This is a genomic window from Streptomyces sp. Z423-1 (assembly GCF_013009255.1).
Lineage (GTDB): Bacteria > Actinomycetota > Actinomycetes > Streptomycetales > Streptomycetaceae > Streptomyces > Streptomyces gossypiisoli.
Genome location: NZ_CP053109.1, coordinates 4,350,848 through 4,375,343, shown reverse-complemented (window position 1 = coordinate 4,375,343; position 24,496 = coordinate 4,350,848). Strand labels below are relative to the sequence as shown.

Below are 24,496 nucleotides of genomic sequence, written 5' to 3'. Positions count from 1 at the left end.
ACGCGCAACTCCCCGTCACGAAACGGCGGACTCCGCCCGCCCGCGCGGCCGGGTGCCGAACACCCACGCCCGGAACAGCAGGAACCGCAGCAGCGTCGCGGTCAGGTTGGCGGCGATCAGTACGGCGAGTTCGACGCGGGCCCCGGCCGACGGCGCCGCCTGGTGCAGGACGGCGAGCGAGCCGCTGGTGAGCGTCAGGCCGAGCAGGAAGACCGCAAGACCCCTGGCCTGGTGGCGTACGACCCCGCCGGGACCGCGGATGCCGAAGGTGAGGCGGCGGTTGGCGGCCGTGTTGCCGATGGCGCAGATCAGCAGCGCCAGCGCGTTGGCGGACAGGGCTCCCATCACCGGGCGCAACAGCGTGTACAGCAGCAGATACGCCAGGGTGCTCACCGCTCCCACGGCGGCGAACCGCACGAGCTGCATCACCAGTCCGCCCGACGGCTCGCCCTCGCCGCTGCGCCGCAGTTCGGCCGGAGGCAGGGTGCCGCGCGCCAGTGCCGAGCCGATCCGGGCGATGCCGCGCAGGTCGGCCAGGGCCGTGGCGACGATGTCGACCCGGCTGTCGGGATCGTCCACCCAGTCCACCGGCACCTCGTGGATACGCAGGCCCGCCCGCTCGGCGATGACCAGCATCTCGGTGTCGAAGAACCAGCCCGAGTCCTCCACGAGGGGCAGCAGCCGCTCGGCCACATCACGCCGTACCGCCTTGAAACCGCACTGCGCGTCGGAGAAGCCCACGGCGAGGGTGGAGCGCAGGATGGCGTTGTAGGCGCGGGAGGTGATCTCCCGCTTGGGGCCGCGCACGACCCGGGAACCGCGGGCCAGGCGGGTGCCTATGGCTATGTCGGAGTGCCCGGAAATCAGCGGGGCGACGAGCGGGAGCAGCGCGGCCAGTTCCGTGGACAGGTCCACATCGACATACGCGAGCACGGGTGCCGACGAACGGGACCACGCGGTGTTCAGGGCCCGGCCGCGGCCCTTCTCGTCGAGCCGCAGCCCTTCCACCTCGGCCAGTTCATCGGCCAGCCGGACGGCGATCTCCGGGGTGCGGTCCGTGCTGGCGTTGTCGGCGATGGTGATGCGGAACGGGTAGGGGAAGGTGTCGCGCAGGTGCGCGTGCAGCCGCCGGACGCTCGGCTCCAGATCCGTCTCCTCGTTGTACACCGGTACGACCACGTCCAGGACGGGGTCCGGATGGTCGGTCGGGACCGGCGTGCGGTGGGGCAGTGGGTGTACGTCCTTCACGGCGGCGGTCCCTTGTTCTCTCACTGGCTCGTCCTTGTTTCGTGCTCGGCGCAGGGTATGAAGGTACGCGGACGACGGCGCCCGCGGGCAGTGGGCTGCGGGTTACGGCCTGATGAGCGACGTCGGCGTGCCCGGCGCCGCCGGCTGCCCGCACCCGGAATGTAAGGCGAGTCATCTGTTTATTCCGGGCGAGGAAATCGTTTCATTACCTTGATCCTTCACCCGTTTGCTGCGCATCCGGCGCAATCGGGTGCCGTTAGTTTGGATATGACCAAGGCAACCAGGGACGGTGTTTTCGGCCTGTTGGCGAGTCAGCAGCGAGGGGGCAGGTTTGCGGGACATGCAGTGACGATGGGTCCCTATACATACATTCCCGCCCCGGCACACTGCTCGGCCAGTGTCAACGGGACACTCACCAAAGACGGACCCCCCGTCACACTCCGGGCCACCGAGCCGATTCTCCGCCATTTTCTGGATGTCATGGCCGACCTGGAAGCAGATCTCGCCCGACGGTGGATCAGGTCGCAGGGCACGTCCGCTTTCCCTGCGGCGAAATAGCAAGAATTCGCTATGTATACGCAGGGTCATGGCACTCATGGCACCGGCCGGCATCGAGGTCCGGCCGAAGCGTTCTCGCAACCCCTGGTTCCACCGGACTCCGGCTGGGATCCCGCCGAGGAACTGGCGTTCATGCTCCAGGACGCGCTGGCGGAGGAGGCCTCCGGCGTCCCCCCGGCGGATGCCTCGGTCACCGCTCCCGCCCCCGGCACACCGCTGGAGAATCTCCAGGAGATCACGGCAGAACTGCCACCACTGAGGGATTCACCGAAAGGCCACCGCAAGCCGCGTGAACGCGGTGGCCCGAACGTCCTTCGCGCAGTCAGCCGGGTCATGGCCGCGCTGGCGGCAGTCATCGCATGCGGTGTGAGTTTCTTCGGCGGACTGGCCGTCTACGAACCGCTGCGCCTTTCCGTTACCCGTATCGACAACGGCATCGTTTCCTTGTGGCCTTTGCTGATCTACGGTCCGTGGCTGGTCGCCTCGCTGTCCGTGCTGCGCGCCGCGCTGCATCAACGCCGGGCCGTGCACTCCTGGTGTGTGATCCTCTTCTTTTCGTCCGCGGCGATGCTTTTATGTGTCGCGCAGGCACCCAGAACGGTCGTGGACACCATGACGGCGGCCCTGCCGGGTCTCGCGGCGCTGGCGTGCTTTCAGCAGCTCGTACGGCAGATCACCCTGACCCGCCCGCCCCGGCGCACCCTGCCCCGCCACCGCTCGCGGCCGAACCCCCCGCCCCCGCCCACCGACGAGCCGGGCACCTCCACGACCCAGGAGATCCGCCGGGTGGACCCGAACGCCGCATCTCCCCCACCGCGACGCGACCGGCCCTCCTCACCCCGGATCATCCCGAAACAGGGCGCCACCTCCCAGTAGACGCCCTGCGGCCCGTAGGTCAGTCCTCGGCGAGAGTGTGCGCCACGAGTGCGTTGGCGTGGCCGTGGCCCAGACCGTGCTCGGTCTTGAGCCAGGTGACGAGTTCCATGTGCTTGGTCAGGGGCGAGGCGCGGATCAGGTCCTTCCACTCCGCGATCGGACGGCCGTACTTCTTCTCGATCGAAGGGAAGTAGCTGGCGGGTCCCTTCACGGGTGCGGTCATGGCGGTCGCGTCCTTGTCTGCCGGGAGATCCTGCGGTTGTCGCATGTGATGACCGGCGGAGGGCGAGTAAGTGATCGGTCCGTCGGGCGTGATCCGCGTCACTCGCCTTGGGCCGTCCGGGCGTGGTCATGGAACTTCGGGGGACGGGCAGGCGTTGCCAGGACGACGGGTGCGGACGCACGCCGGCGACCGGAACGACACGGCTGAAGCCGAGGTGGCACGGATGGCTATGTGGGATCGGATCAAGGACCAGGCCAAGAACCTGCAGCAGCAGGCGCAGGGCGCGCGTGGCTCCGGCGCACAGGGCGGACACGGTGGTCAGGGTGGACACGGTGGTCAGGGCGCTTTCGGCGGGCACGGCAGGCCGGGTTCCGGATCCTCGGGCGGCTCGCGGGCCCAGCTGGTGAGCACGCTCAAGTCGCAGCTCACCTCCCTGAAGACGGAGCTGAAGAGCGGCGCCTACCGGGACGCCAGCATGGCCATGTGCGCCCTGGTCGCGGCCGCCGACGGGCATGTCGACCCGACCGAGCGGCAGCACGTGGAGTCGCTGATCCTGAGCAACGACGTCCTGCAGAACTTCCCGCCGGAGCAGCTGCGCCAGCGTTTCAACCAGCACGTCGACCGGCTGGCGTTCGACTTCCCGCAGGGCAAGACGCAGGTCATGCAGGAGATCGCCAAGGCGGCGAAGAAGCCGGCGGAGGCCAGAGCGGTCGTCCAGACCGGGTTCGTCATCGCCGGGGCGGACGGTTATGTCGCACCGGCGGAGGAGCAGGTGCTGCGGGAGGCCTGCTCGGTGCTGGGCCTGTCTCCTCAGGAGTTCGGCCTCTGAGGCTGTGCTGAACGCCGCCGCGCCTGTCAAACCTCCCGGCGGGCACCGGTGGTCGTGCGCGCCGGGCGCGTGGGAGTGATACGTCCGCTCAGGCGGTCGCCGGGCGTCGGGAGTGCCCCGGGGCGCTCCCACGTTCCGGTGGTCGGCGCCGATCGCGCTGCCGGACGTACGCCGTCCCCCGTATCCAGGGACGTATGAATGACCACGGCACCACGATCACCACAGGCACCCACCGTCCGTTCTCCCGGCGGCAGTTCACCACCGTGGCCGGTACGGCCGCGACCGCGACGGCGCTGGGACTGACCGCCGCCGACCCGGCCGCTGCCGCACCCGCCGTACCCGCCGCTCCTCCGCAGGCCCCGGCCACCCCCTGTCCGCCCAGATCCACCGCCGACTGGGACACGTGCCTCGCCGTGGCCCGTGCGCTGCTGGTCGTCGACGAACACAACGAGCCGCTGGTGCCGACGTACCAGAAGATCCTCGGCGACGGGCTGCCCCGCGCGCGGACCAAGGACGCCAAGAAGGTGCTGGTGGTCGGCGCGGGCCCGGCCGGTCTTGTGGCCGCCTGGCTGCTGAAGCGGGCCGGGCATCGTGTGACGCTGCTGGAGGCCAACGGCAACCGGGTCGGCGGCCGGATCAAGACCTTCCGCACCGGCGGACACGAGAACGCGGCGCAGCCGTTCGCCGATCCCCGGCAGTACGCCGAGGCCGGTGCGATGCGAATCCCCGGCAGCCACCCGCTGGTGATGTCGCTCATCGACCAACTCGGCCTGGACAAGCGCCTGTTCCACCTGGTCGACGTCGACGGCGAGGGCAGGCCGGTCAACCGCGCCTGGCTGCACGTCAACGGCATCCGAGTGCGCCGCGCCGAGTACGCGCGGGCGCCCCGCAAGGTCAACCGGTCGTTCGGCGTGCCCCGCAAGTACTGGGACACGCCCTCCGGCACGATCCTGCGCACCGCCCTGGACCCCGTGCGCGACGAGTTCAGCACGGTCGGCCCGGACGGCAAGCGGGTCGACAAGCCCATGCCGGAACGGGTCGAGGGCTGGGCGCGGGTGATCCAGCGGTTCGGCGACTGGTCCATGTACCGGTTCCTGACCGAGCAGGCCGGTTTCGACGAGCGGACCATCGACCTGATCGGCACCCTGGAGAACCTGACCTCACGGCTGCCGCTGTCCTTCATCCACAGTTTCATCAGCCAGTCGCTGATCAGCCCCGACACCGAGTTCTGGGAGCTGGTCGGCGGTACGGCGACGCTGCCGGACGCGTTGCTGCGGCAGGTGGCGGACGTGGTGCGGAGGGACCGGCGGGCCACGCACATCGAGTGGTGGGACCCGGACCGCAAGGCCGACCTCTCCCACGTCCGGCCCGGCGGACCGCGTGTGTGGATCGACACGGTGTCCGAGGGGCGGAACGGCAAGGTGGTGCGCGAGGAGTTCACCGGCGACCTCGCGATCGTCACGGTGCCGTTCTCCGGGCTGCGGCAGATGCAGGTCAGGCCGCTGATGTCGTACGGCAAACGGCGTGCTGTGGCCGAGCTGCACTACGACAGCGCGACCAAGGTGCTGCTCGAATTCAGCCGCCGGTGGTGGGAGTTCGGCGAGGACGACTGGCAGCGGGAACTCGACGCGGTACGGCCCGGGCTGTACGAGGAGTACCGGCAGGGCAGGGCGCCCGCCGACGGCAGCCTGCTCGGCGCGCATCCGTCCGTGCCCCCCGGGCACATCACCCCGGGCCAGCGCGTCCACTACGCCGCCAACCGCTGGGTCACCCGCGACCAGCCCGAGGCCGCGGGGATCGTCGGCGGCGGCTCGGTCTCGGACAACGCCAACCGCTTCCTGATCAACCCGTCCCACCCGGTGCCCGGCAGCGCGGGCGGTGTCGTCCTCGCCTCCTACAGCTGGGCCGACGACGCCTCCCGCTGGGACTCCCACGACGACGACGCCCGCTACCCGCACGCCCTGCGCGGCCTGCAACAGGTCTACGGCCAGCGCGTCGAGGTCTTCTACACGGGCGCCGGCCGCACCCAGAGCTGGCTGCGCGACCCGTACGCGTACGGCGAGGCCTCCGTCCTGCTCCCCGGCCAGCACACGGAACTCCTCGCCGCCATCCGCGCCCCTGAGGGCCCGCTCCACTTCGCGGGCGACCACACCTCGGTGAAGCCGTCCTGGATCGAGGGGGCGTTGGAGTCGGGGGTGCGGGCGGCGTTGGAGGTGCACATGGCTTAGCGGTCTGCTCCGATCGCCCGATCTTTCGCTACGTACCGTTCACCATCGAGCAGGACCAGACGGCAGAACCGGAATACGAGGCCCGGTGCGTGTCCGGCGACGCAACCGAGTGCGGCGCGGAGTCCGGCACGCACCGCGACCCTGGGCCGGTCGAGGAGTGGCAGCGTCGGCACACGCAGGAGACCGGGCACCGGCGTTACCGCCGGAACTTCGGCGACTACGCGGTGATGCAGCCCCGGCGGGGCTCGGCGAGCTGGTGCGGGCGAACGGGGGCACGGCGTGACGTTCGCTCCGGCCATCGCGCGTCCGTGGCGCGATGCATGGCCGCTCATCGCGCAGACGAACGACGGGAACCAGTGGGTGACGGGTGCCTGTTGGCTGTACTGCCGACGGGAGGGCGTGCGCGTGCTGTGGGTCGGCTCCGTGACCACGCCCGGCGCGACGGGCGACGTGTACGGGTGTGGCCCGTGCATCGCCGAGCTTGACCACATGGTGCGTGTCCAGTCGCATGACCGGGACCGAGTCGGCGGCCGCGCCGTGCAGTCCGCCTCGCTCACCGTGCCCGCACACACACCCCCACTGCGCACCCTGCCCGTGGGCGTGTCCGGGGGCCGTCACCGACTGCCCCGCTGCTGAAGACTCCGCCCCTTGCCGGGGATGACCTGTTGACCGGTTCTCTCACACACCCGGCAGGGGAGCGGGAACCACCCCTGGAATCCGCCCGGCCCCGTGGGGGCTGCGCCGTATGACTCCGCTGCGCAACGGTTCTCCCTCACCGTGGCGGTACGCGGGCATTGACCCGACCACGCAGACCGGCCGATGGGTCGGGGAGGACGGAGCGATGACGCCGGCCGAACTCGGCAAGCACGGAACCAGCATGAACACCTACCCGCCCACGCAGGTTGGCAAGGACGGCAAAGTAGATGCCGACTCCGGCCACGACGCGACACAGGACTAGGGGCTGGCGCCATGGACGGACGCCCGGTGCTGGTCTGCACGGCCGGAGGGAACACGTCGTGATCGACGTGGACGCCGAGGCGTGGGCGGTCGTCTTCCAGGACGGCGGGCGGTGGATGGTACGGCAGGGTGGCGCGGCGCGACTGTGGGACGAGATCACCGAGCGCCTTGCACAGTGGGAGGCGGAGGGATGCCCTTCGGCCGACCGTATGCGGCTGCACGTCGGCCCCGACGGACAACGCCTCACGTGGGCGTTCACCGCGAGCTGACATCCCATGCTGCCTCGTCTGTCCGGTTGCGGTACCCGGCGCCACCGGCCTGATCACCTTCGAGGTCCCGTCGGCTGAACGCTGGGCGTCAGACGGGAGGGTGCGTCAGTGACTGATGTTCACCTATGTCGCTGGTTTTCAGACCAAAGTTGTCTATTTCCGGTCGGAACAAGATCCGACTCTTTCGGTGGCGCTTACAGCGATCGACAATGTCGAACGTGTGAGGCTGGAGTCACTGCGTGGTGCGGCTGAGTACGCCGCTCACGTTCAGGACCTCGTGGCATCCCGCCGCCTGTCGGCCGGTGGCCGGTGTGCCCGGCTTCTGGCAGGTCACTTCGACGGTCACGGTGTCGTTCTCAGGGATCTTGATGGGGGTCACCCAGTGATAGTCCTGGTTGCGGAAGGTCTCCAGCGCGATCGTGGTGACCTTGCGGTCGCCGAAGGTGATCGTCAACAGGCCCTCGTCGCCCTGGAAGTTGGCGACGACAATGTCCGTCACGCCGAAGACGCTGCCGTCGGGGACCTGGTAGGTGCCGGTCTTCGTCTCTCCGGCGGACGTCTCCAGGTCGATCGTCGCCGAACTCTGCTGGCCCCCACCGACCGAGGTGCCGTCGCCGGTGCCCGAGCCGCCGTCACCGCCCGGACCGGCACCGGCCGGTGCGCCCGCCTCCTGGCCGCCGCCACCGGGCCGGGCGTCCGCACCGCCGCCGGAGTCGGCGCCCGGGGCCTGCCCGCCGCCCTGCCCGGCGGGCGTCGGGCGGGGCTGGACCGCCTCGGTGGCCGCTTCCTCGGCGGCGCTGCGTACCGCAGGGCGCACCAGTGCGAACCAGGCCAGCAGCAGCGCGAGCAGCGCCGCGAGCAGCACGAGCAGCCACCTCGGGAAGATCGGGATCTGGACGAACTCCGCGTCCGGCGGCGCCGGGGTGCCGGTCTCGTCCCCGGCGGTGTCGTCCTCGTCGCGGGACTCCGCGGCGGCCACGGTGAACGGCCAGGTCACCGGGGCACCGAACCACACCGGCTTGGCCGTGCGGACCCGCAGTCCGACTTCCGTCGACTCGCCGGGCTCCAGCTTCGGCTCCGCCGGGTTGAAGGCGAAGGCCAGCTCCTCGCCCTGCTGGCCGGGGGTGAAGCCCACCCGCACCGGGGAGTTGCCCTGGTTGCGCACCGCCAGCCGGTAGCGGCCGCGCAGCCAGCCGCGCCGGCGGCGCGGGGCGAGCTCGGTGTGCAGCTCGTGGAACTCCTCGATGTGCACGGTCGTTTCGAGGACCCGCACCGACTCCGGGTGCTCGGTCGGCAGCACCCGCACTCCGAGGGGCATCTCACCGGCCCGGATCTCCGGTGAACGCGGTGGCTCCAGACGGATCGTCACCGTTTCGGAGGTGCCGGGATAGAGCGAGACCCGCGCGGGTTCCACCGTCGTCCAGGCGGCGCAGTCGCCGACGACCTCCAGGCTGTACGCCTCGACGATGTCGCTGTCGTTGCGGACGGTCACACTGGTCGTGGCGGTGTCACCCGGCGCCACCGTCACCGACGGGATGTCGAGACCGGGCGCGCCGGGACCGGAAGCGGCTGCAGAAGGCGTCACGCCAGCACGGTAGGTCCGGGCCCGGGGACGTCACGAGGAGCGCGAGGGCAACACCCGGGCAGTCGCGATGCCCGCCGAGTCAGGGTCAACTCGCATATGGGGCCGTGCTGTTCCGGCGAGCCCCCTCGCGTGCGCCGCCCGGCGCCGGCGCATCGAACTCCTGATCCACCCCCCATGAACCGATGAGACAGGTAACCCTCCATGACCTGCCCTGTGGAAAACAGCCCGGCCCCGACCCCCCCGACCCCCACGTCGTCCCGCGTACCCGCCCAGACGCGGGACACGCACCGCACCTCCCGTTCCGGACGCCCGGAGCGGGTCACCGTCGCCGTCTACGCCGCCGATCCGGTGCTGCGCGTCGGCGTCGTCCAGCAGTTGCGCCAGCGCCCCGAGGTCGACCTGCTCGACGACGCCGACGCCGAGCGGGCCCAGGTGTCGCTGGTGATCGTGGACCTCGTCGACGACGACGTCGCCGCCCTGCTGCACCGGCTGCGGCACAACACCGCCACCCGCACCGGCCTCGTCGTCGGCACCCTCGGGCCCGGCACACTGCCCCGCGTCATCGAGTGCGGGGTGGCGGCGGTGCTGCGGCGTGCCGAGGCCGACCAGGACCAGCTCCTGCACCTGGTCCTGGCGACAGCCAACGGCGAGGGCGTGCTGCCGGGCGACCTGCTCGGCAAGCTGCTCACCCACGTGGGCAGCCTCCAGCGCTCGGCGCTCGACCCGCGCGGGGTGTCCCTGTCCACGCTGACCACGCGTGAGGCGGACATGCTGCGCCTGGTGTCGGAAGGCCTGGACACCGCGGAGATAGCTCGCAAGACGTCGTACTCCGAACGGACCGTCAAGAACGTCCTGCACGAGATCATCACCCGGCTGCAACTGCGCAACCGCGCCCACGCGGTCGGCTACGCGCTGCGCAACGGGCTGATCTGACGGGCTGAGCCGAGGAAACCGGCGTTGCCCGAAAGCGCAGCACGCGCTTCCCCCGGGTGCGGCCCCGCCGCCCTGCCGCATCGTGTGCGGCTGTCGCAGGGTGGCGGGGCACATCCGATGCCGCATTCCGATGCCGCACCACACTGCGAGGGGGACCGTGATGGGAACCGCTGGCCCCGGCGGGCGGTACCGCCTGGGCAGACTCGGCACGTCGTTGCTGCTGCTGATCCCGCTGCTCGGGGTCACGGCCGCCGCCGGGCAGGGCAGCGCCGAGTCCCGGCCGCGGGCGAAGGCCGCCGCGGACACCCGGATCGCGTACGCCGGTACCCGGCACCGCAGTCTCGGCCGGGTCGACACCACCACCTCCAGCACCCCGCTGCTCGGCGCAGGTCCGGCCCACTTCGACGTCCAGCCGTCCGCCCTGGGCGATCAGATGGTCTTCGCGAGTCGGCGTGACGAGAGGAAGCCGCAGATCTATCTGCGGTCCGCGGATGGTTCCGTACGGCGGCTCACCAGCGGCATGGACGCGGCGCACCCCCGGCTGACGCCGGACGGCCGGGCCGTGGTGTTCGACTCCGCTGAACCAGGCGGGACGCAGCGTGATCTGTGGCTGGTGCGTACCGACGGCACCGGCCTGACCCGGCTCACCGACACGCCGTCCGACGAGGAGTGGCCGACGGTGTCCCCCGACGGGCAGCGGCTGGCGTACTCCAGTGACAGCGACCCGCTCGCCGGACAGCAGATCTACGTACGGCCGCTGAACGGCGGCACCGCCACCCGGGTCACCGATCCGGCGAACGGCGCGGCCACCGAGCCCGCGTGGAACCCGGTGAACGACGACGAGAACCGGAACTGGATCGCGTACACCGCCACCAGCACCGTCGACGGGCAGTCCGTGCCCCGGCTGCGGGTGACCGACGGGACCTACGACGAGCCGCTGCTCGGCGGCGCGCAGGCGAACTGGCGTGCCCACGGGGCAGCGTGGCTGCCCGACGGGGACGGGGTGCTGTTCCTGAGCCCCGAGATCACCTGTGAGTGCGAGGGCGATTGGGACCATGTGTTCCGGACGACCGCACACTCGGAGCAGGTCCCCAGGCTGGTGCTCAACGAGGAGCGCGAGGTGCTCTCGCCCACCTGGCTCGGACCGCTCGACGGGGGCGGGGTGGTGGTGGAGCGCACCTCGGCGGCCGGGCCGAACACGGTGACGCTGCAGGACGTGCGGTCGGACGGCGTCGACCCGCGCGACCTGGGGCTGACGATCCTCAACGAGGACCCGGCGGCCGACACCAACACCGATCCCGCCAAGGACCCGCTGTTCCGGCCCGCGCCCGGGTACGACCCGTGGACCGAGCGGCAGAACTACACCCCCGACGGCCGCCGGATCGTGGTGACCCGCTTCGAGGACACCCCCGACGGCCGGATCGAGCGGATCTGGATGGCCGACGCCGACGGTGCCAACGCGGCACCCCTGCCGCTCGCGGGACGCGGCCCGAACGACTGGGACACCGACCCGACGTTCTCCCCGGACGGCAAGTACCTGGCCTTCGTGCGGACGTCGCCGGGTGGTGTCGGAGAGGCCGCCGGACCCAGCCGGATCCTCATCGCGGAGGTGGCCACCGGCGCCATCACCGGTCAGATCACCCCGCCCGCCGGGCAGCTCCAGGGGCAGGACGCCCAGCCCACCTGGTCCTCCGACGGCACCACCCTGGCCTTCACCCGCAACCACGTCATCGACGGGGGCGGCGGCAACAAGCACATCTGGACCGTGCCCGTGAACGACCTGAGCGCGCAGCGCGACCTGAGCGCCACCGTCTGCCCGGGCGACTGCGAAGTCATCGACGACAGCCCGGCGTTCTCCCCGGACGGGCTCAGCATCGCCTTCAACCGCAAGAACGGCGGCGGCCGGGTCGACGAGCAGAACGGCATCCTGCTGACGTCCGTGTCCGGCGACGACTGCCGGGTACTGCTGCCCGCCGCCGCACGCGACCTTCCCGGCGCCTGCGGCCGGGAGCTGCCGGACACCTCCGCCACCGGCCCGTACCAGCCGCGGGACGCGGCCTGGACAGCCGACGGCACCGGGCTGGTGTTCAGCTCCCGCGCCGGGCTGCCGGGCAACAGCCCTGAGAAGCTGTCCCTGTTGGACATCGCGTCCGGCGAGCTGACGCCGCTCACCGCCGGTCTTCCGGGGCGGCAGAAGGAGCCGAGCGTCCAGCAGTCCGTGGATCTCGCGGTGCGGGCGCCCGGCACCACGCCGGACGTCGTCGTCGGCCGGTCCACCACGGTCCGCGTCGACGTCGTGAACAACGGCCCCGCCGCCTCCCCCGGCACCCGGCTCACCATCGCCCCGCCGCCCGGCGTCCGCGTCACCCGGCTGACCCGGCCCGGCGGCACCTGCGACGCCGCCTCCCTCCAGTGCGACGTCGGCGTGGTGCCGCCCGGCACCACCGTTGCGGTGAACGTCACCCTCACCGGCGTCACGCCCGGCGACGCGCCGGTCGACTGGTCGGTCACCGGTACGGTCCTGGACCCGCGGCCGAGCGACAACGCGGGGCGGACCGTGGTGCCGGTGCGCGAGACGCCACCGCCGACGCCGCCGACGCCGCCGACGCCCCCGACGCCGCCGACGAGCCCGGGCCCGACGCCGCCCACTTCCGTGCCGCCCACGCCTGCGCCGCCCACTTCCGCGCCGCCCACCATCGTGCCGCCGACGACCGTGCCGCCCGTCGTGCCGCCGGAGCCGGACGCGCCCGAGGCCGGGCCCGGCGTGCGTGTCACCGCCCAGCCCAACCCCGGCTACGTCGGCGGGCGCGTCGTGGTGACGTACACCGTGCGCAACGGCCGCAACGCGCTGGCGACCGGGCTGCGGCTGCGCATCGGCCTGCCCCGGGGCATCCCCGACAGCGGGCCGCCGGCGGGCTGCGACCGCTCCTGGCGGTGCGCGCTGCCGGACCTGGAACCGGGTGCGAGCACCGTCGTACGGGTCGTCCTCAGCCCCGACAAGGCGATGACCGGCCGCGTCACCGGCGACCTCACCACCACCGGCACGGACGCCGACCGGGGCGACAACAGCGCCCGGCAGCGGATCCGCGTCCTCCAGCCGCGGATCGAGGCGGTGCCGCCGATCGGCAAGCCCGGCTTCGTCACCTCGGTGCGCGGCAAGGACTTCCCGCCGGGCGTGCCGGTGCGGTTCAGCTGGAGGCCGGGGATCACCGCGGCGGCGGCGCCGACCGTGCCGAAGCCGGACGGCACGTTCATCGGCCAGCTGCTCATCCTCGCCAAGGACCAGACCGGACCGCGTGTCATCACCGCCAGGGGGCCCGGGTTCTCGCCGGTGCAGACCGACTTCCTGGTGGTCAGCGGCACCATCCAGCCGCCCGACCAGGTGGTGCGCCGGTGATCCACGAGGTCGACGAGGGGCTGCGCAGGCTGCTCGGTGAGTCGGGCCTGGAGGCGTCGGGCGTCGAGGTCGTCTTCGACGCCCCCACCCGGGACTGGGCGGCGCGCCGCAGCGGACCGACGGTCTGCGTCTTCCTGTACGACATCCGCGAGGACGCCACTCGGCGCGGCAGCGGCGCCGGGGAGGTGTACGACGAGGACGGCCACCTCGTGGCGCGGCGCAGCCCACCGCGCTGGTTCGAGCTGACGTACCTGGTCACGGCGTGGGCGAACCGCCCCCAGGACGAACACCGGCTGCTCTCGCAGGTCCTGGCCCGTCTGGTGGCCCACGACACGCTGCCCGCACGGCTGCTCACCGGCACGCTCGCCGAACTCGGCCTGACCGTGGGGCTGGACACCGCCGGCGCCGGGCTCGACGCACCGGCCGCCTCCGACGTGTGGTCGGCGCTCGGCGGGGAGCTGAAGGCGTCGCTCGGGGTGCGGGTACGGGCGCCGCTCGCCGGGGTGACCACGGCCGCCGCACCGCCGGTCACGGAGGGTCTCGTGGTGCGCTCGGCCGCCCGGGACGAGGGCGGGGAGACGAGGCCGGGGCGCCGCTTGCGCTACACGGAGGTGAGCGACCCGGGCCCGGAGGGCTTCGCCGGCGAGCGCGAACGGCCGCCCGCCGCAGCCCGTCGCCGCCGCCGGGGGGAGCGGCAGCCGTGACGCACAGTGCGGAGTCTGTTGTCAGCGGGGGGTCGGGAGTTTCCGGTGGGTCGGAGGTCTCCGGTGGGCCGAACGTCACCGGCGGGCCAGGAGTCTCCGGCGGGCCAGGAGTCTCCGGTCGTGCTGGAATCGCCGATCGGCCGGAGGTCTCCGGTGGGCCGGAAGTCTCTGGTGGATCGGAATTCACCGGCGGGTCGGAAGGCACCGGTGGGCCAGGAGTCACCTGCGGGCCAGGAGTCACCGGCGACGTCGACCACGTATGGGCGCGGCTTCGGATCGTCGAGGAGCGTGTCCGGCATGCCGTCGCCGTTCGTCGTGCCGCCGATCCCGACCCCGACGACCCGTACCGGGGCCAGTACCTCACCCCCGAGGCGGCGGTGCGCATCCTGGACGAGCCGGGTGGGCTCGACGTACCCGGGCACGAACCCTGGCACCCGCCCGCCGGTTCCGTCCTCGACGGTCTCGCCCGGCGGTTCGGGCTGGCCCCGCTGGACCTGGACCTGCTCCTGGTCGCGGTGGCGCCCGATCTGGACGCGCGGTTCGAGCGGCTCTACGGCTATCTCAACGACGACCTGACGCGGCGTCGGCCCACGGTCGGGCTGGTGCTGGAGCTGTGCGGGGCCGGCGGCGCGGCGTCAGCGCGGTTCCGGCTCGCGCCCGGGGCGCCCCTGGTCGCGGGCGGTCTGGTGGAGGTCACCGAGCCCGAACGGCCGCCGCTGTCCCGTGTCCTGGTGGTACCCGACCGGGTCACCGCGCACCTCCTGGGCGGGGCCCGGCCCGACGCCCGGCTCGCCGGGGTGCTCGGCGAGGCCGGTGAGGACCCGACCGCCGAGGCGGCGGAGGTGCAGCGGGCGGCGATCGCGGCCGGGACCGGTGTCGGGCTCGTGCATTTGCGCGGGCGGGGCGGTGACGCCGAGGGGCTGGCCGTCGCCGCCCTGCGCGCGGCCGGGCTGCGTCCGCTGGTCCTGGACGCGGTGGCGCTCGCCCGGCGCTCCGGCGACGTACCGGAACTCGCCCGGGTGGCCGCGCTGGAAGCCCGCCTCACCGGTGCCGGGGTCGTCCTCGGCCCCTTGGAGGCGCTGCCCGCCGAACCCGCCGAACGGGCCCGCACGCTGGGGGCGTTGTGCGCGGCGCTGCGGGGGCTCCCGCTGCTCACGCACGGCACCGTCGGCTGGGACCCGGCGTGGGCAGCGGACAGCCCCGTCGTACTGACCGTGCCGGCGCCGTCCCCCGAGCGCCAGGCCGCGCGCTGGCGGTACGCCCTCGAACAGGCCGCCGATGCCCAGGGGGTGGGTGCGACCGGCGACGCCGACGCGCTCGCGCGGGCGGTCGCCGCCGGGCACCGCTTGGACTTGCGGGTCGCCGGTGCGGGCCACGGGTCCGGTGTGAGCGGTGACGCCGACGTGCTCTCGCGGGCGGTCGCCGCCGCGGATGCCCTGGACTTGCGGGTCGCCGGTGCGGGCCACCGGCCCGGCGCGACCGGTGGCGCCGACGTGCTCGCCGCCGGGCACCGCCTGGACTCGCGGGTCGCCGATGCCCAGGGGGTTGGTGTGACCGGCGACGCCGACGTGCTCGCCCGGGCGGTCGCCGCGCATCGCCTGGACTCCGGGCAGTTGCGCCGCGCCGCCGATGTGGCGCTGCGCACCGCCGCCCTCGCGGGTCGCCCGGTCGGCCCCGACGACCTGCGCACCGCCGTGCGGGCCCAGAACGGCGCCGGGCTCGACCGGCTCGCCCGTCGGGTGGAGCCGGGCGTCGGCTGGGACGACCTGGTGCTCCCGCCCGCCACCCACCGGCGGCTGCGCGAACTGGCGTTGCGGGCCCGGCACCGCGAGCAGGTGCTCGGGCAGTGGGGGATGCGGCCCGGCGGCGGCCGGGGCCGCGGGGTGATCGCGCTGTTCGCCGGGGAGTCGGGCACCGGCAAGACCATGTCCGCCGAGGTCGTCGCGGCGGACCTGGGCATGGACCTGTATGTGGTGGACTTGTCCACAGTTGTGGACAAGTACGTCGGCGAGACCGAGAAGAACCTGGAGCGGATCTTCACCGAGGCGTCCGCGGTCAACGCCGTGCTGCTCTTCGACGAGGCCGACGCGATCTTCGGCAAGCGCTCCGAGGTGAAGGACGCGCACGACCGGCACGCCAACATCGAGTCGGCGTATCTGCTGCAGCGCATGGAGTCGTTCGACGGCATCGCGGTGCTGACCACCAATCTGCGGGCCAACCTCGACGATGCGTTCACCCGCCGCCTGGACGTGGTGGCGGACTTCCCGGTGCCCGACGCCGGCCAGCGCCTCGCCCTGTGGGACCGCTGCCTGGGCGAACGGCTGCCCCGCGCCGACGACCTCGACCTCCGCTTCTGCGCGGATCGCTTCGAACTGGCGGGCGGCTCGATCCGGGCCTGCGCGGTGACCGCGGCCTACCTCGCGGCGGAGTCCGGCAGGCCGCTCACCATGCGGCAGGTGGTGACGGCGGTCGCCCAGGAGTACCGCAAGCTCGGACGGCTGGTCCTGGAGAGCGAGTTCGGCCCGTACACGGCGGAGGCCGGCAACGCCTGATCAGGAGCCGGTGGACATCCGGTCGTCCTCCCAGTCCGGATCGGATTCGCTGCTCTGCGAGCCGTACTGGATGCTGGCGAACGGCTGTCCGGGCGACGGCAACTGGGAGTCGTCGGACATCTCGACGTCGGACTCGCTGCTGGAACCGACGTCGCTGTCGGGCGCGGGAGCCGGGACGTCGTCCAGGGTGTAGGTCGCGGCGGCGCCGGTGCCGTTCCTGGTCACCCAGCCTGCGCTGATGTACGAGTCGATCAGCTTGTCCCGGCGGTCCTTGGGGAAGTTCGAGCGGGTCATGCCCTGCAGGTGGGTGCCGGCGGTACTGCTGCCGGGGTGCTGGCCCTGGGCGACCGCGGCCTCGTAGTCCTGGTAGGCGAGGAAGGTGGCCCGGTCCTGGGACAGCGCCGCCAGGGCGAAGTTCTGCATCTCGTCCTCGGTGAGCGTCGTGCGGCCGTTCAGCGCCTCCTTCGCCTCCATGTAGTACTGCGCCGCGTCGCTCGGGTCCCGGCCCGCCCTGATCAGGTCGTTGACGTCCGGTTCGTTCTCCCACCTGCTGTAGGAGGCGTTGTCGAGGTGGATGTCGATCCTGACCGGGACCATCACCCGCCGGTGATTGCCCTGCCCGGTCTGGTAGTTCACCTCGAAGCGAAGGTCACCCGAGCTCACCCCCACCAGCGCCTGCTCGATCCGGCGCCACATGCCGGTGCCCTGGTTCAGGGACCACTGGGGGACGATGTTCTGGGTGACATCGCTGCCGCCCACCTCCAGCCCCATGACGTGGCCGCGGTCGTAACCCGCCCCGCCGAACAGGTCCTTCCACACCTGCGCCTCGGTGGGCGCCCCACGCGCACCTTTCTTGTTCTTGTAGGCGGCGTGCAGCGTCTTGACCGCGATCGGGTTCGGCGCGCCCGGCCGGCCGGCGGTGCCCGTCGGGGTGATGGGGCCGGTCACCGTCCTGGGGCGCTGGATGGTGAGGTCCCGTGCGGGCTCGGCGTTTCTCTTGCTGGGGCTGTAGTGCGTCACGACCGCGTTCTCCAGCACGGTCGTGCTGGCCCGCTGCACCGTGTCCACCCCCGCCCCCACGTGGGCCTCCGCCGCCGGCAGCCGCTGCACGTCCGGCACCGGCCCGGACATGACCTTGTGCGCGTTGGCCTCGGCGGCCCGCTCGAAGCGGTCGCCCGGATCCGACAACGCGAACCCGTGCCCGGTGGCGCTGCCCGACACCGGACCGTTGCGCTGCTGGACGACATGGGTGAGTTCGTGCGCCAGGGTGTGCTTGTCGCCGCACCCGGCGCCGAGGACGACATGGCTGCCGGAGGTGTAGGCGCGGGCGCCGATGGCGCGGGCCGAGCGGGCGGCGGCGGCGCCGGTGTGCAGTCGTACGTCGGAGAAGTCGGTGCCGAACCGGGACTCCATCTCCTGGCGCACCGGCCCGGCCAGGGGTTTACCGGCGGCGCCCAGCACCTCGTGCACCCCGGGGTCCGGCTGCTCCGGGGCGGGTGCGGTGCGTGCGCGGCGGGCGATCATGGCGGTCACCGCGGCGTTGCCCGCACTGCGCTGCACCGCTCGGAGCACCTCGGCGGTGAGCGGGGGCGGCAGGGCGGCGCCGCCCCCTGACGTCTCCTGTCGGGCGGCGCCGCCCCCGGACGTCTCCCACCGGGCGGCGCTGCCCCCGGCCGTCTCTCGTCGGGCGGCGGCCTGGCGGCGCGCCGGCTGCCGTGGTTCGGTCCGCTCGGTGCGCGGCCTGGACGTCTGCACCTGCTGCCTCCTCGTCGGCGCACCCCTGCTACGACCCCCCAGTGGAAAGCGCGGGCGGACAGGGCGTCCAGGTCCGCGCGGGCAGTGTGAGGGCAAGGACACGCGACGTCCGGACGGTCAGCGCGGGGCGTCCGGAAAGGCAGCGGTCTTGCCCCCGCCCAGGTCCGCAGGTCCCTGTCGCCGTGCCGGGGCCCTCGCCGAGACTCGGCCTGGACACAGGTGACCGACCCGCAGGACGCGAAGGAGCGAGCATGCCGACGTACCTCACCCCGGGCGTGTACGTGGAGGAGGTGCAGTCCGGTGCCCGACCGATCGAGGGGGTCGGTACCGCCGTCGCCGCGTTCGTCGGGTTCGCCGAGCGCGGGCCGTTCCACACGCCGACGCTGGTCACCAGCTGGGACCAGTACACCCAGCTGTTCGGCGGCTTCACCGAGGGCACCTATCTGCCCCACGCGGTCTACGGCTACTTCGCCAACGGCGGCGGCGCCGCGTACATCGTCCGCATCGGCGGCTCGGCCGAGGACACCTCCGCCCCGGCGGCGGGCGGTGACCGGCGGGGCCGGGAGACCAAGGCGGCGGAACCGGTGGAGCTCGGCGGCTTCCTGGTCGCGGCCCGGCCGGGCGTCTCCGGAGTGTCGGTGGAGGTCGCCGACGCCGGTGGCGAGAACCCGCCCGAGGACCGCTTCAAGGTGCTGGTCCGCCAGGGCGAGCAGGTGGCGGAGACGTACGAGGTCTCCACCCGCAAGAACGTCAAGGGCTACCTGGTCAACCAGGCCCGCGCCTCCAAGCTGATCGAGGTCACCGAGCAGCAGGGCGCCGCCCAGAGCAGGCCCGCCAACCAGACCGTGACGCTGGCCGACGCCCCGGCCGCGCCCGCCACGCCCGGCTCCGGCTCCGGCGAGGTGGTCCGCCTCGACCCCGCCGAGTACGTCGGCGACGCCGCGGCCCGCACCGGCTTCGGCGGCCTGGAGACCATCGACGAGATCACCATGGTCGCGGTGCCGGACCTGATGAGCGCCTACCAGCGCGGCGACATCGACGCCGAGGGCCTACGCACCGTACAGCTCGCGGTGATCTCGCACTGCGAGCAGATGGGCGACCGGGTCGCCGTCCTGGACGCCCCGCCCGGGCTCACCGCCCAGCAGGTGCGCACCTGGCGCAACGACGAGGCGGGCTACGACTCCCGGTACGCCACCCTCTACTACCCGTGGGTGCGGGTCTTCGACCCGGCCGCCGGACGCAACACCACCGTCCCGCCGAGCGGTCACATCGCCGGTGTGTGGGCGCGCAGCGACGCCGAGCGCGGCGTGCACAAGGCGCCCGCCAACGAGGTGATCCGCGGCGCGGTCGACCTGGAGATCCGGCTCAGCAAGGGCGAGCAGGACCTGCTGAACCCGATCGGCGTGAACTGCGTACGGGCCTTCCCCGGCCGGGGCATCCGGGTGTGGGGCGCCCGCACCCTCTCCTCCGACCCCGCCTGGCGCTACCTCAACGTGCGCCGCCTGTTCAACTACCTGGAGGAGTCGATCCTCCTGGGCACCCAGTGGGTGGTCTTCGAGCCGAACGACGACCGGCTCTGGTCGAGCATCCGGCGCAACGTCACGGCGTTCCTCACCGAGGAGTGGCGGCGGGGCGCGCTGTTCGGCCGCACCGCCGAAGAGGCGTTCTACGTCAAGTGCGACCGCGACAACAACCCGCAGGAGTCCATCGACCAGGGCCGGGTCGTCTGCGAGATCGGCGTCTCGCCGGTCAAGCCCGCGGAGTTCGTGGTGTTCCGGCTGGCCCAGTTCTCCGACAGCACCAGCCTCGTCGACGAGTGACCTCATCGACGAGCGAGACGAGTGACCCGCGGGTCAGCAAGGAAAGGTGACGGACAGTCATGGCAACGGGCGATGCTCTTTCCACCCATGTCTTCGGCGTGCAGCTCGGTGGCTACCTGGTCGAGTCGATCCAGGAGATCAGCGGGTTCACCGTCGAGGAGGATGTCGTCGAGGTCAAGCAGGTCACTGCGGAGGGCAAGCAGATCATCCGCAAGCAGCCGGGCGCCCGGCAGGCCGGCGAGATCACGATCACCCGGGGACTCGACCAGAGCAGCGAGTTCACCAACTGGATCAAGGAGACCCTGAACAACGGCGCCGTGAACTCCGCGCGGCAGAACCTCACCATCGAGATCAAGGACACCGAGGGCACCACGGTCCGCCGCATCCAGCTGATGCAGGGCTGGGCCTCCAAGTGGGAGGGCCCGTCGCTGAAGGCGGGCGAGTCGTCCCCGGCCACCGAGTCCGTCACGATCGTGTTCGAGGAGATCGTCGTCGAATGAAGCGCCGTACGGTGACGGCGGGCAACCTGGACGAGATCCTCCAGATGACGGCGCCCGCCCCGGGCCCGGAGCAGGCGGCGGCACCTCCCGCCGCCGCGCAGGCGCCCCGGCAGGACCACGGGCTGCGCACCGAGTTCGAGTTCGAACTGCCGCGCGGATACGTCGACGAGGCGGGCACGGTGCACCGCCACGGCGCGATGCGCCTGGCCACGGCCCGGGACGAGCTGCGGCCGCAGATCGATCTGCGGGTCAAGGAGAACCCGGCGTACCTGAGCGTCGTACTGCTGAGCCAGGTGATCACCCGGATCGGCGACATCACCGATGTGCACGCCGGGATCGTGGAGCGGATGTACGCCACCGACGTCGCGTTCCTCCAGGACTTCTACCGCCGCGTCAACAGCGAGGGCCACACCCGGGCGGCGGTGACCTGCCCGCACTGCGAGGGCGGCTTCGAGGTCGACCTCTCGGGTGGGCGCCTGGGGGAATCGTGACGTACGCCCTTCCCCGGCTCCGGGAGGAGGTCGCGTACATCGCCTATCACTTCCACTGGCCACGCGAGGAGATCCTCGACCTGACCCACGGCGAACGGCGGCAGTGGGTGGCGGAGATCGCCCGTATCAACACCCGCATGAACGAAGGCGGTTGAGTACATGGCATGGCGGGACAGGTGGCGCCGCCGCCGGGCGGGATCCGCTGCCCCGGACGGTGACATCGCGGGTGTCTCCGGGCCGGCCGGTGCCGCGGGTCCTTCCGTGCCCGGCGACTGGGACGGCGGCTGGCGCCGTACGGCGGCGCCGGAACTCACCGTCTCCCGCGCCCCGCTCGGCGTGAGCGACGGTCTCGTCTTCCGCGCGGGCCTCGCCGCCTGGCAGAACCCGTCGTTCGACAGCGACCTCGGCCACGCCGTGCTGCCCACGGCCCCGGCCGGCCTGGTGCGCGGCGTTACGCGCCCGGCGGCTCCGCAGGCCGTCCGTGCGGGCACGGGTGGGGGGCCGTTGCTGCTTCGGGCGGTGCGGGCGGAGGGGGCGGAGGGCGATACGTCGGATGCTGGGAACCTCGGCAACGCGGGGCGGCCGTCGGTCGGCGGGGCGACGCCCGTTGTGCGTGGGGCGCGTGCGGGGGTGCGGTTGTCGGGGGCGGTGGCGGGGGGTTCGGGTTCGGGAGCGTCGGGCTCCGGGTCGGGCTCGTCCGGTGCGACGGCGGCTGGTTCGGGCTCGTCCCGATCGTTGGGCTCCGGTTCCGGTTCGTCCCGTACGACGTCCAGTTCGGCCCGTACGACGTCCGGCTCGGCGGACAGGTCCCAGCCCGTGGTCGCGCGTTCCGGCGACAACAGCGCTGCGGGGGAGGGCCGTTCGGCCGATGCTCCGCGCACGCACACGCGTGGCATCACGTCCGCGGATTCCCCCGCCGTCCTCTCCTCGTCGCTTCCCGCTGTCCAGCGGGCCGCGGAGCCGGGCACGGCCCCGGTCGTGACGCCCGCCGACATCGGCCGCCCGGCCGCCGCTCGGGAGATTCCGCTGGTACGACGAGTCGCGGTGGTCCCGGGTACAGCAGTCGACGGACCCCTGAACCGGCCCGCCCCGACGGCACGGCCCAGCGCGCCCGGGCCGGACTCCGGGAGCGCCTCACGGTCGCCGGGCGGTTCAGGTGGGCGTACGTCTTCCGGCCCGGCCGTCCAGCGCGCGGTGACGGGGACGACGGGGGCACGGTCGGAGGTGTCCATCGCCGCCGGCGCCGACGTGTCCCACCTGGCCGTCCAGCTCCGCCCGGTGGGGCCCCGCCTGACCGTCGCCCGGCGCCAGGCCGGACCCGTGCGCCGTGTCCCCGCCCTGCGGCCGGTCGCCACTCCGGCGCCGGGCCATGGCACCATCCCTGACGCACCCGGCTCCGCCACGACAACACCGGCCGGTACCGGGGCGCCCTCGACGGCCCCCGTACAGCGTGCCGCCACGCGCGCGGGCAGCCGTGCCCCTCTCGGCGCCCCGCTGACCGAACTCCCCTCCACGGCCACACCGTTGGCGGAGGGCACCCCTGCCCCGAGCCCGGCGTCCGATCCGGTGCTTCCCGTCGTCCAGCGGCAGACGGAAGGCGCGGGCACGTCCGACGGCGGCGGGCAGGGAACGGTTCAGGAAGGCCCTGCTCCGCGCCGGACGTCCGACTCGGGTCGGTCCGGTGCACGCGCGCGTGGCGGCCTGGGCGCGCCACTGCCCGCGCTGCCGCCGAGCGCCGACGTGCCCGGTTCGGCCGCGTCCGGCGCCCGCGCTTCGCGCCGCCCGGCGCCCGGCCCGGAAATTCAGCGCGCTCCGGCCCGCCAGAGCGACCAGGGGCCCGCGCCCTCGCCGGTTCGCGACCTGACGCCGACCGATTCCGCACTGCCCGCGCGCGAAGAGAGCGGAGCGAACGCGCCGCTGCTGGGGTCGGTCGACGTGCAGCGGCGCCTCGCGGACGACTCCTCCACGCAGGGCACCTCGGCGCCTGGTCCTACGGCCCACGGGGACGTGCCCGCCGCGCCGTTGCTGGGGTCGGTCGATGTTCAGCGGCGCCTCGCGGACGGCTCCTCCGCCCAGGGCATCTCGGCGCCTGGTCCCACGGAGCAGGGAGACGTGCCCGCCGCGCCGTTGCTGGGGTCGGTCGATGTTCAGCGGCGTCTCGCGGACGGCTCCTCCGCCCAGGGCACCTCGACACCCGGTCCCACGGACCACGGGAACGTGTCCGCTGCGCCGCTGGTGACGCCGCCGTCCCCGGCCGCCGCGCCGGAAGGTGCCGTGGGCGTGGCAGTTCCGGTGGACAACGCGCCACACCTCGGCACCCAACGCCCCCAAGTCCCCGGCGCCCCGGGCCCGGTCGTCGTGGCCCGCGCCCTGGCCGAAGGCGCTCCGGACGCGCGGACCTCTGCCACCGACCAGCCCGCCCCGGCGGCAGCCCACCCCCACGGCACCGAAGGCGCGGCCCGGACCCCCGACCCGCGCCCTCTCACCGTGACCGGCTCCGCGGCGCACTCCACCCCGGCGGCACCCCGCCCCCACGGCACCGGAGGCGGGGCCTCCGACCCGCGGCCCCTCACCGTGACCGGCTCCGCCGCACACTCCACCCCGGCGGCACCCCTCACCCTCCAGCTGCTCTCCGCGCGCCCGCTCACCCTGAACACCCGGACCCCGGAAGGCGTGGCACAGCCCCCCGCCGCCCGCTCCGGCCCCCGACCGGTGGTGGCCATGCGCTGGCCGGGCGACCCGGCCGCCCCCCAGGGCCAGGGCGACACCGGGACACCCGCACGCCCGGCTCCGGGTACGTCCGCTGCTGCACCCGCGACGCCTCACATGCAGCGAGCCGCGACCCTGAACCCCGGACCCGCGACCCCGAACCCCGGACCCGCGACCCCGGCGACACCGCCCGTCCAGCGGGCCGCAACCGCGCACCCGGGCCCGGCGAACTCGGGCGCACGAACCGCCAGTTCCACCGTCGCCGTCCAGCGCGTCCCGGTCGTCCGCCCTGCGCCACCCCACCGCGAGACCCACGGAGCGCCGGCCCCAGCCGCCGCCGCGCCGGCTCGGGCCCTGCCCGTGACCGCCCCGCGGACGCCGCCGCTCACGGATCGCCCCTCGGCCCCGTCGGCCTCGGCACCGACGGCGAACGTACCCGTGGTCCGCCCCCGGACCGCAGCGCCCGGCGGCGCGGCAACCCCCGTCCAGCGCGCGCCCTACAGCGCGGACGACTCCGTACTCCCGGGGAACATGGACAAGGCGCTCCCGACGCGCGGTCGGCAGCGGTCGGCCTCCGCGGCCGGCGACCTCGCCGTACCCCATGCCGAACCGGCCAAGTCGGCGCCGGCGCCCAGCCGGTCGCGGTCGGCCTCCGCCAAGCGCACGGCCCACCGCACGGCCCACCGCGCCGAGACACCCGGCGCGCTCCAGGACCCCGCCATCGACCTGGACGACCTGGCGCGCCGCCTGCTCGACCCGATGGCCCGGCTGCTGCGCACCGAGCTGCGGCGGGGCCGGGAACGTACAGGCCGCCCCTACGACGGACGCCGCTGAGGACCCGGCACGGAACGGATGACGGACG

General features: G+C 73.1%; 19 protein-coding genes. 15 read left to right on the top strand and 4 right to left on the bottom strand.

Going from position 1 to position 24,496, the window contains the following annotated elements:
• Positions 1 to 15: 15 nt before the first annotated feature.
• Positions 16 to 1,248: a bifunctional glycosyltransferase family 2/GtrA family protein gene (locus HJD23_RS19510; protein WP_171119105.1), complete on the bottom strand. Its 1,233-nt coding sequence runs from the start codon at positions 1,246 to 1,248 to the stop codon at positions 16 to 18.
• A gap of 570 nt (positions 1,249 to 1,818) precedes the next feature.
• On the opposite strand from HJD23_RS19510, the gene HJD23_RS19505 reads away from it, so the two are divergent.
• The gene (locus HJD23_RS19505; RefSeq protein ID WP_232107820.1) at positions 1,819 to 2,682 is read left to right on the top strand and encodes a hypothetical protein; all 864 of its coding nucleotides are present in this window, start codon (positions 1,819 to 1,821) and stop codon (positions 2,680 to 2,682) included.
• Positions 2,683 to 2,701: 19 nt separating this feature from the next.
• Here HJD23_RS19505 and HJD23_RS19500 read toward each other — a convergent pair whose 3' ends face one another.
• Entirely contained in the window at positions 2,702 to 2,905 is a 204-nt protein-coding gene (locus HJD23_RS19500; protein WP_171117284.1) for a DUF4287 domain-containing protein, read from the bottom strand.
• Between the two features lie 223 nt (positions 2,906 to 3,128).
• Here HJD23_RS19500 and HJD23_RS19495 point away from each other — a divergent pair, with 223 nt between their 5' ends.
• From HJD23_RS19495 to HJD23_RS19475, 5 genes are all read left to right on the top strand, one after another.
• A complete protein-coding gene (locus HJD23_RS19495) occupies positions 3,129 to 3,734 on the top strand; it encodes a tellurite resistance TerB family protein (RefSeq protein ID WP_171117286.1) in 606 nt (201 codons plus the stop codon).
• A 194-nt stretch (positions 3,735 to 3,928) separates the two neighbouring features.
• Positions 3,929 to 5,962 carry an NAD(P)/FAD-dependent oxidoreductase gene (locus HJD23_RS19490; protein WP_171117288.1) on the top strand — a complete coding sequence of 678 codons (2,034 nt, stop codon included), beginning with the start codon at positions 3,929 to 3,931 and terminating at the stop codon, positions 5,960 to 5,962.
• A gap of 279 nt (positions 5,963 to 6,241) precedes the next feature.
• On the top strand, positions 6,242 to 6,598 hold the full coding sequence (locus HJD23_RS19485) for a hypothetical protein (protein WP_232107821.1): 357 nt from the start codon (positions 6,242 to 6,244) through the stop codon (positions 6,596 to 6,598).
• Positions 6,599 to 6,677: 79 nt separating this feature from the next.
• Positions 6,678 to 6,920, top strand: coding sequence for a putative ATP-grasp-modified RiPP (gene tgmA / locus HJD23_RS19480; protein WP_277347807.1), 243 nt, complete (start codon positions 6,678 to 6,680; stop codon positions 6,918 to 6,920).
• A gap of 58 nt (positions 6,921 to 6,978) precedes the next feature.
• Positions 6,979 to 7,188, top strand: a complete 210-nt coding sequence (locus HJD23_RS19475) for a hypothetical protein (protein WP_232107822.1) — start codon at positions 6,979 to 6,981, stop codon at positions 7,186 to 7,188.
• 232 nt (positions 7,189 to 7,420) lie between these two features.
• Here the strand turns inward: HJD23_RS19475 and HJD23_RS19470 are convergent, their stop codons facing one another.
• A complete protein-coding gene (locus HJD23_RS19470) occupies positions 7,421 to 8,773 on the bottom strand; it encodes a hydrolytic protein (protein ID WP_240980757.1) in 1,353 nt (450 codons plus the stop codon).
• 213 nt (positions 8,774 to 8,986) lie between these two features.
• Here HJD23_RS19470 and HJD23_RS19465 point away from each other — a divergent pair, with 213 nt between their 5' ends.
• From HJD23_RS19465 to HJD23_RS19450, 4 genes are all read left to right on the top strand, one after another.
• The gene (locus tag HJD23_RS19465; protein ID WP_240980756.1) at positions 8,987 to 9,706 is read left to right on the top strand and encodes a LuxR C-terminal-related transcriptional regulator; all 720 of its coding nucleotides are present in this window, start codon (positions 8,987 to 8,989) and stop codon (positions 9,704 to 9,706) included.
• A gap of 160 nt (positions 9,707 to 9,866) precedes the next feature.
• Positions 9,867 to 13,103, top strand: a complete 3,237-nt coding sequence (locus HJD23_RS19460; protein ID WP_240980755.1) for a hypothetical protein — start codon at positions 9,867 to 9,869, stop codon at positions 13,101 to 13,103.
• Positions 13,100 to 13,807 (top strand): DUF4255 domain-containing protein, encoded by a 708-nt coding sequence (locus HJD23_RS19455; RefSeq protein ID WP_171117296.1) that lies wholly within the window; start codon positions 13,100 to 13,102, stop codon positions 13,805 to 13,807. The genes HJD23_RS19460 and HJD23_RS19455 overlap by 4 nt, the downstream gene beginning before the upstream one ends.
• Positions 13,804 to 16,359, top strand: a complete 2,556-nt coding sequence (locus HJD23_RS19450; RefSeq protein WP_240980754.1) for an ATP-binding protein — start codon at positions 13,804 to 13,806, stop codon at positions 16,357 to 16,359. Before HJD23_RS19455 ends, HJD23_RS19450 begins: the two co-directional genes overlap by 4 nt.
• Here the strand turns inward: HJD23_RS19450 and HJD23_RS19445 are convergent, their stop codons facing one another.
• Positions 16,360 to 18,114: a DUF4157 domain-containing protein gene (locus tag HJD23_RS19445; RefSeq protein ID WP_346770313.1), complete on the bottom strand. Its 1,755-nt coding sequence runs from the start codon at positions 18,112 to 18,114 to the stop codon at positions 16,360 to 16,362.
• Between the two features lie 251 nt (positions 18,115 to 18,365).
• Here HJD23_RS19445 and HJD23_RS19440 point away from each other — a divergent pair, with 251 nt between their 5' ends.
• The 5 genes from HJD23_RS19440 to HJD23_RS19420 are packed head-to-tail and all read left to right on the top strand — an operon-like array spanning position 18,366 to position 24,468.
• Positions 18,366 to 19,934, top strand: a complete 1,569-nt coding sequence (locus HJD23_RS19440; protein WP_171117298.1) for a phage tail sheath family protein — start codon at positions 18,366 to 18,368, stop codon at positions 19,932 to 19,934.
• Positions 19,935 to 19,993: 59 nt separating this feature from the next.
• Positions 19,994 to 20,434, top strand: a complete 441-nt coding sequence (locus tag HJD23_RS19435; protein WP_171117300.1) for a phage tail protein — start codon at positions 19,994 to 19,996, stop codon at positions 20,432 to 20,434.
• Positions 20,431 to 20,925, top strand: coding sequence for a zinc-ribbon domain-containing protein (locus HJD23_RS19430; protein WP_171117302.1), 495 nt, complete (start codon positions 20,431 to 20,433; stop codon positions 20,923 to 20,925). The genes HJD23_RS19435 and HJD23_RS19430 overlap by 4 nt, the downstream gene beginning before the upstream one ends.
• Positions 20,922 to 21,080: a DUF6760 family protein gene (locus HJD23_RS19425; RefSeq protein ID WP_171117303.1), complete on the top strand. Its 159-nt coding sequence runs from the start codon at positions 20,922 to 20,924 to the stop codon at positions 21,078 to 21,080. Before HJD23_RS19430 ends, HJD23_RS19425 begins: the two co-directional genes overlap by 4 nt.
• A gap of 4 nt (positions 21,081 to 21,084) precedes the next feature.
• Positions 21,085 to 24,468 carry a hypothetical protein gene (locus HJD23_RS19420; protein WP_171117305.1) on the top strand — a complete coding sequence of 1,128 codons (3,384 nt, stop codon included), beginning with the start codon at positions 21,085 to 21,087 and terminating at the stop codon, positions 24,466 to 24,468.
• Positions 24,469 to 24,496: the final 28 nt, after the last annotated feature.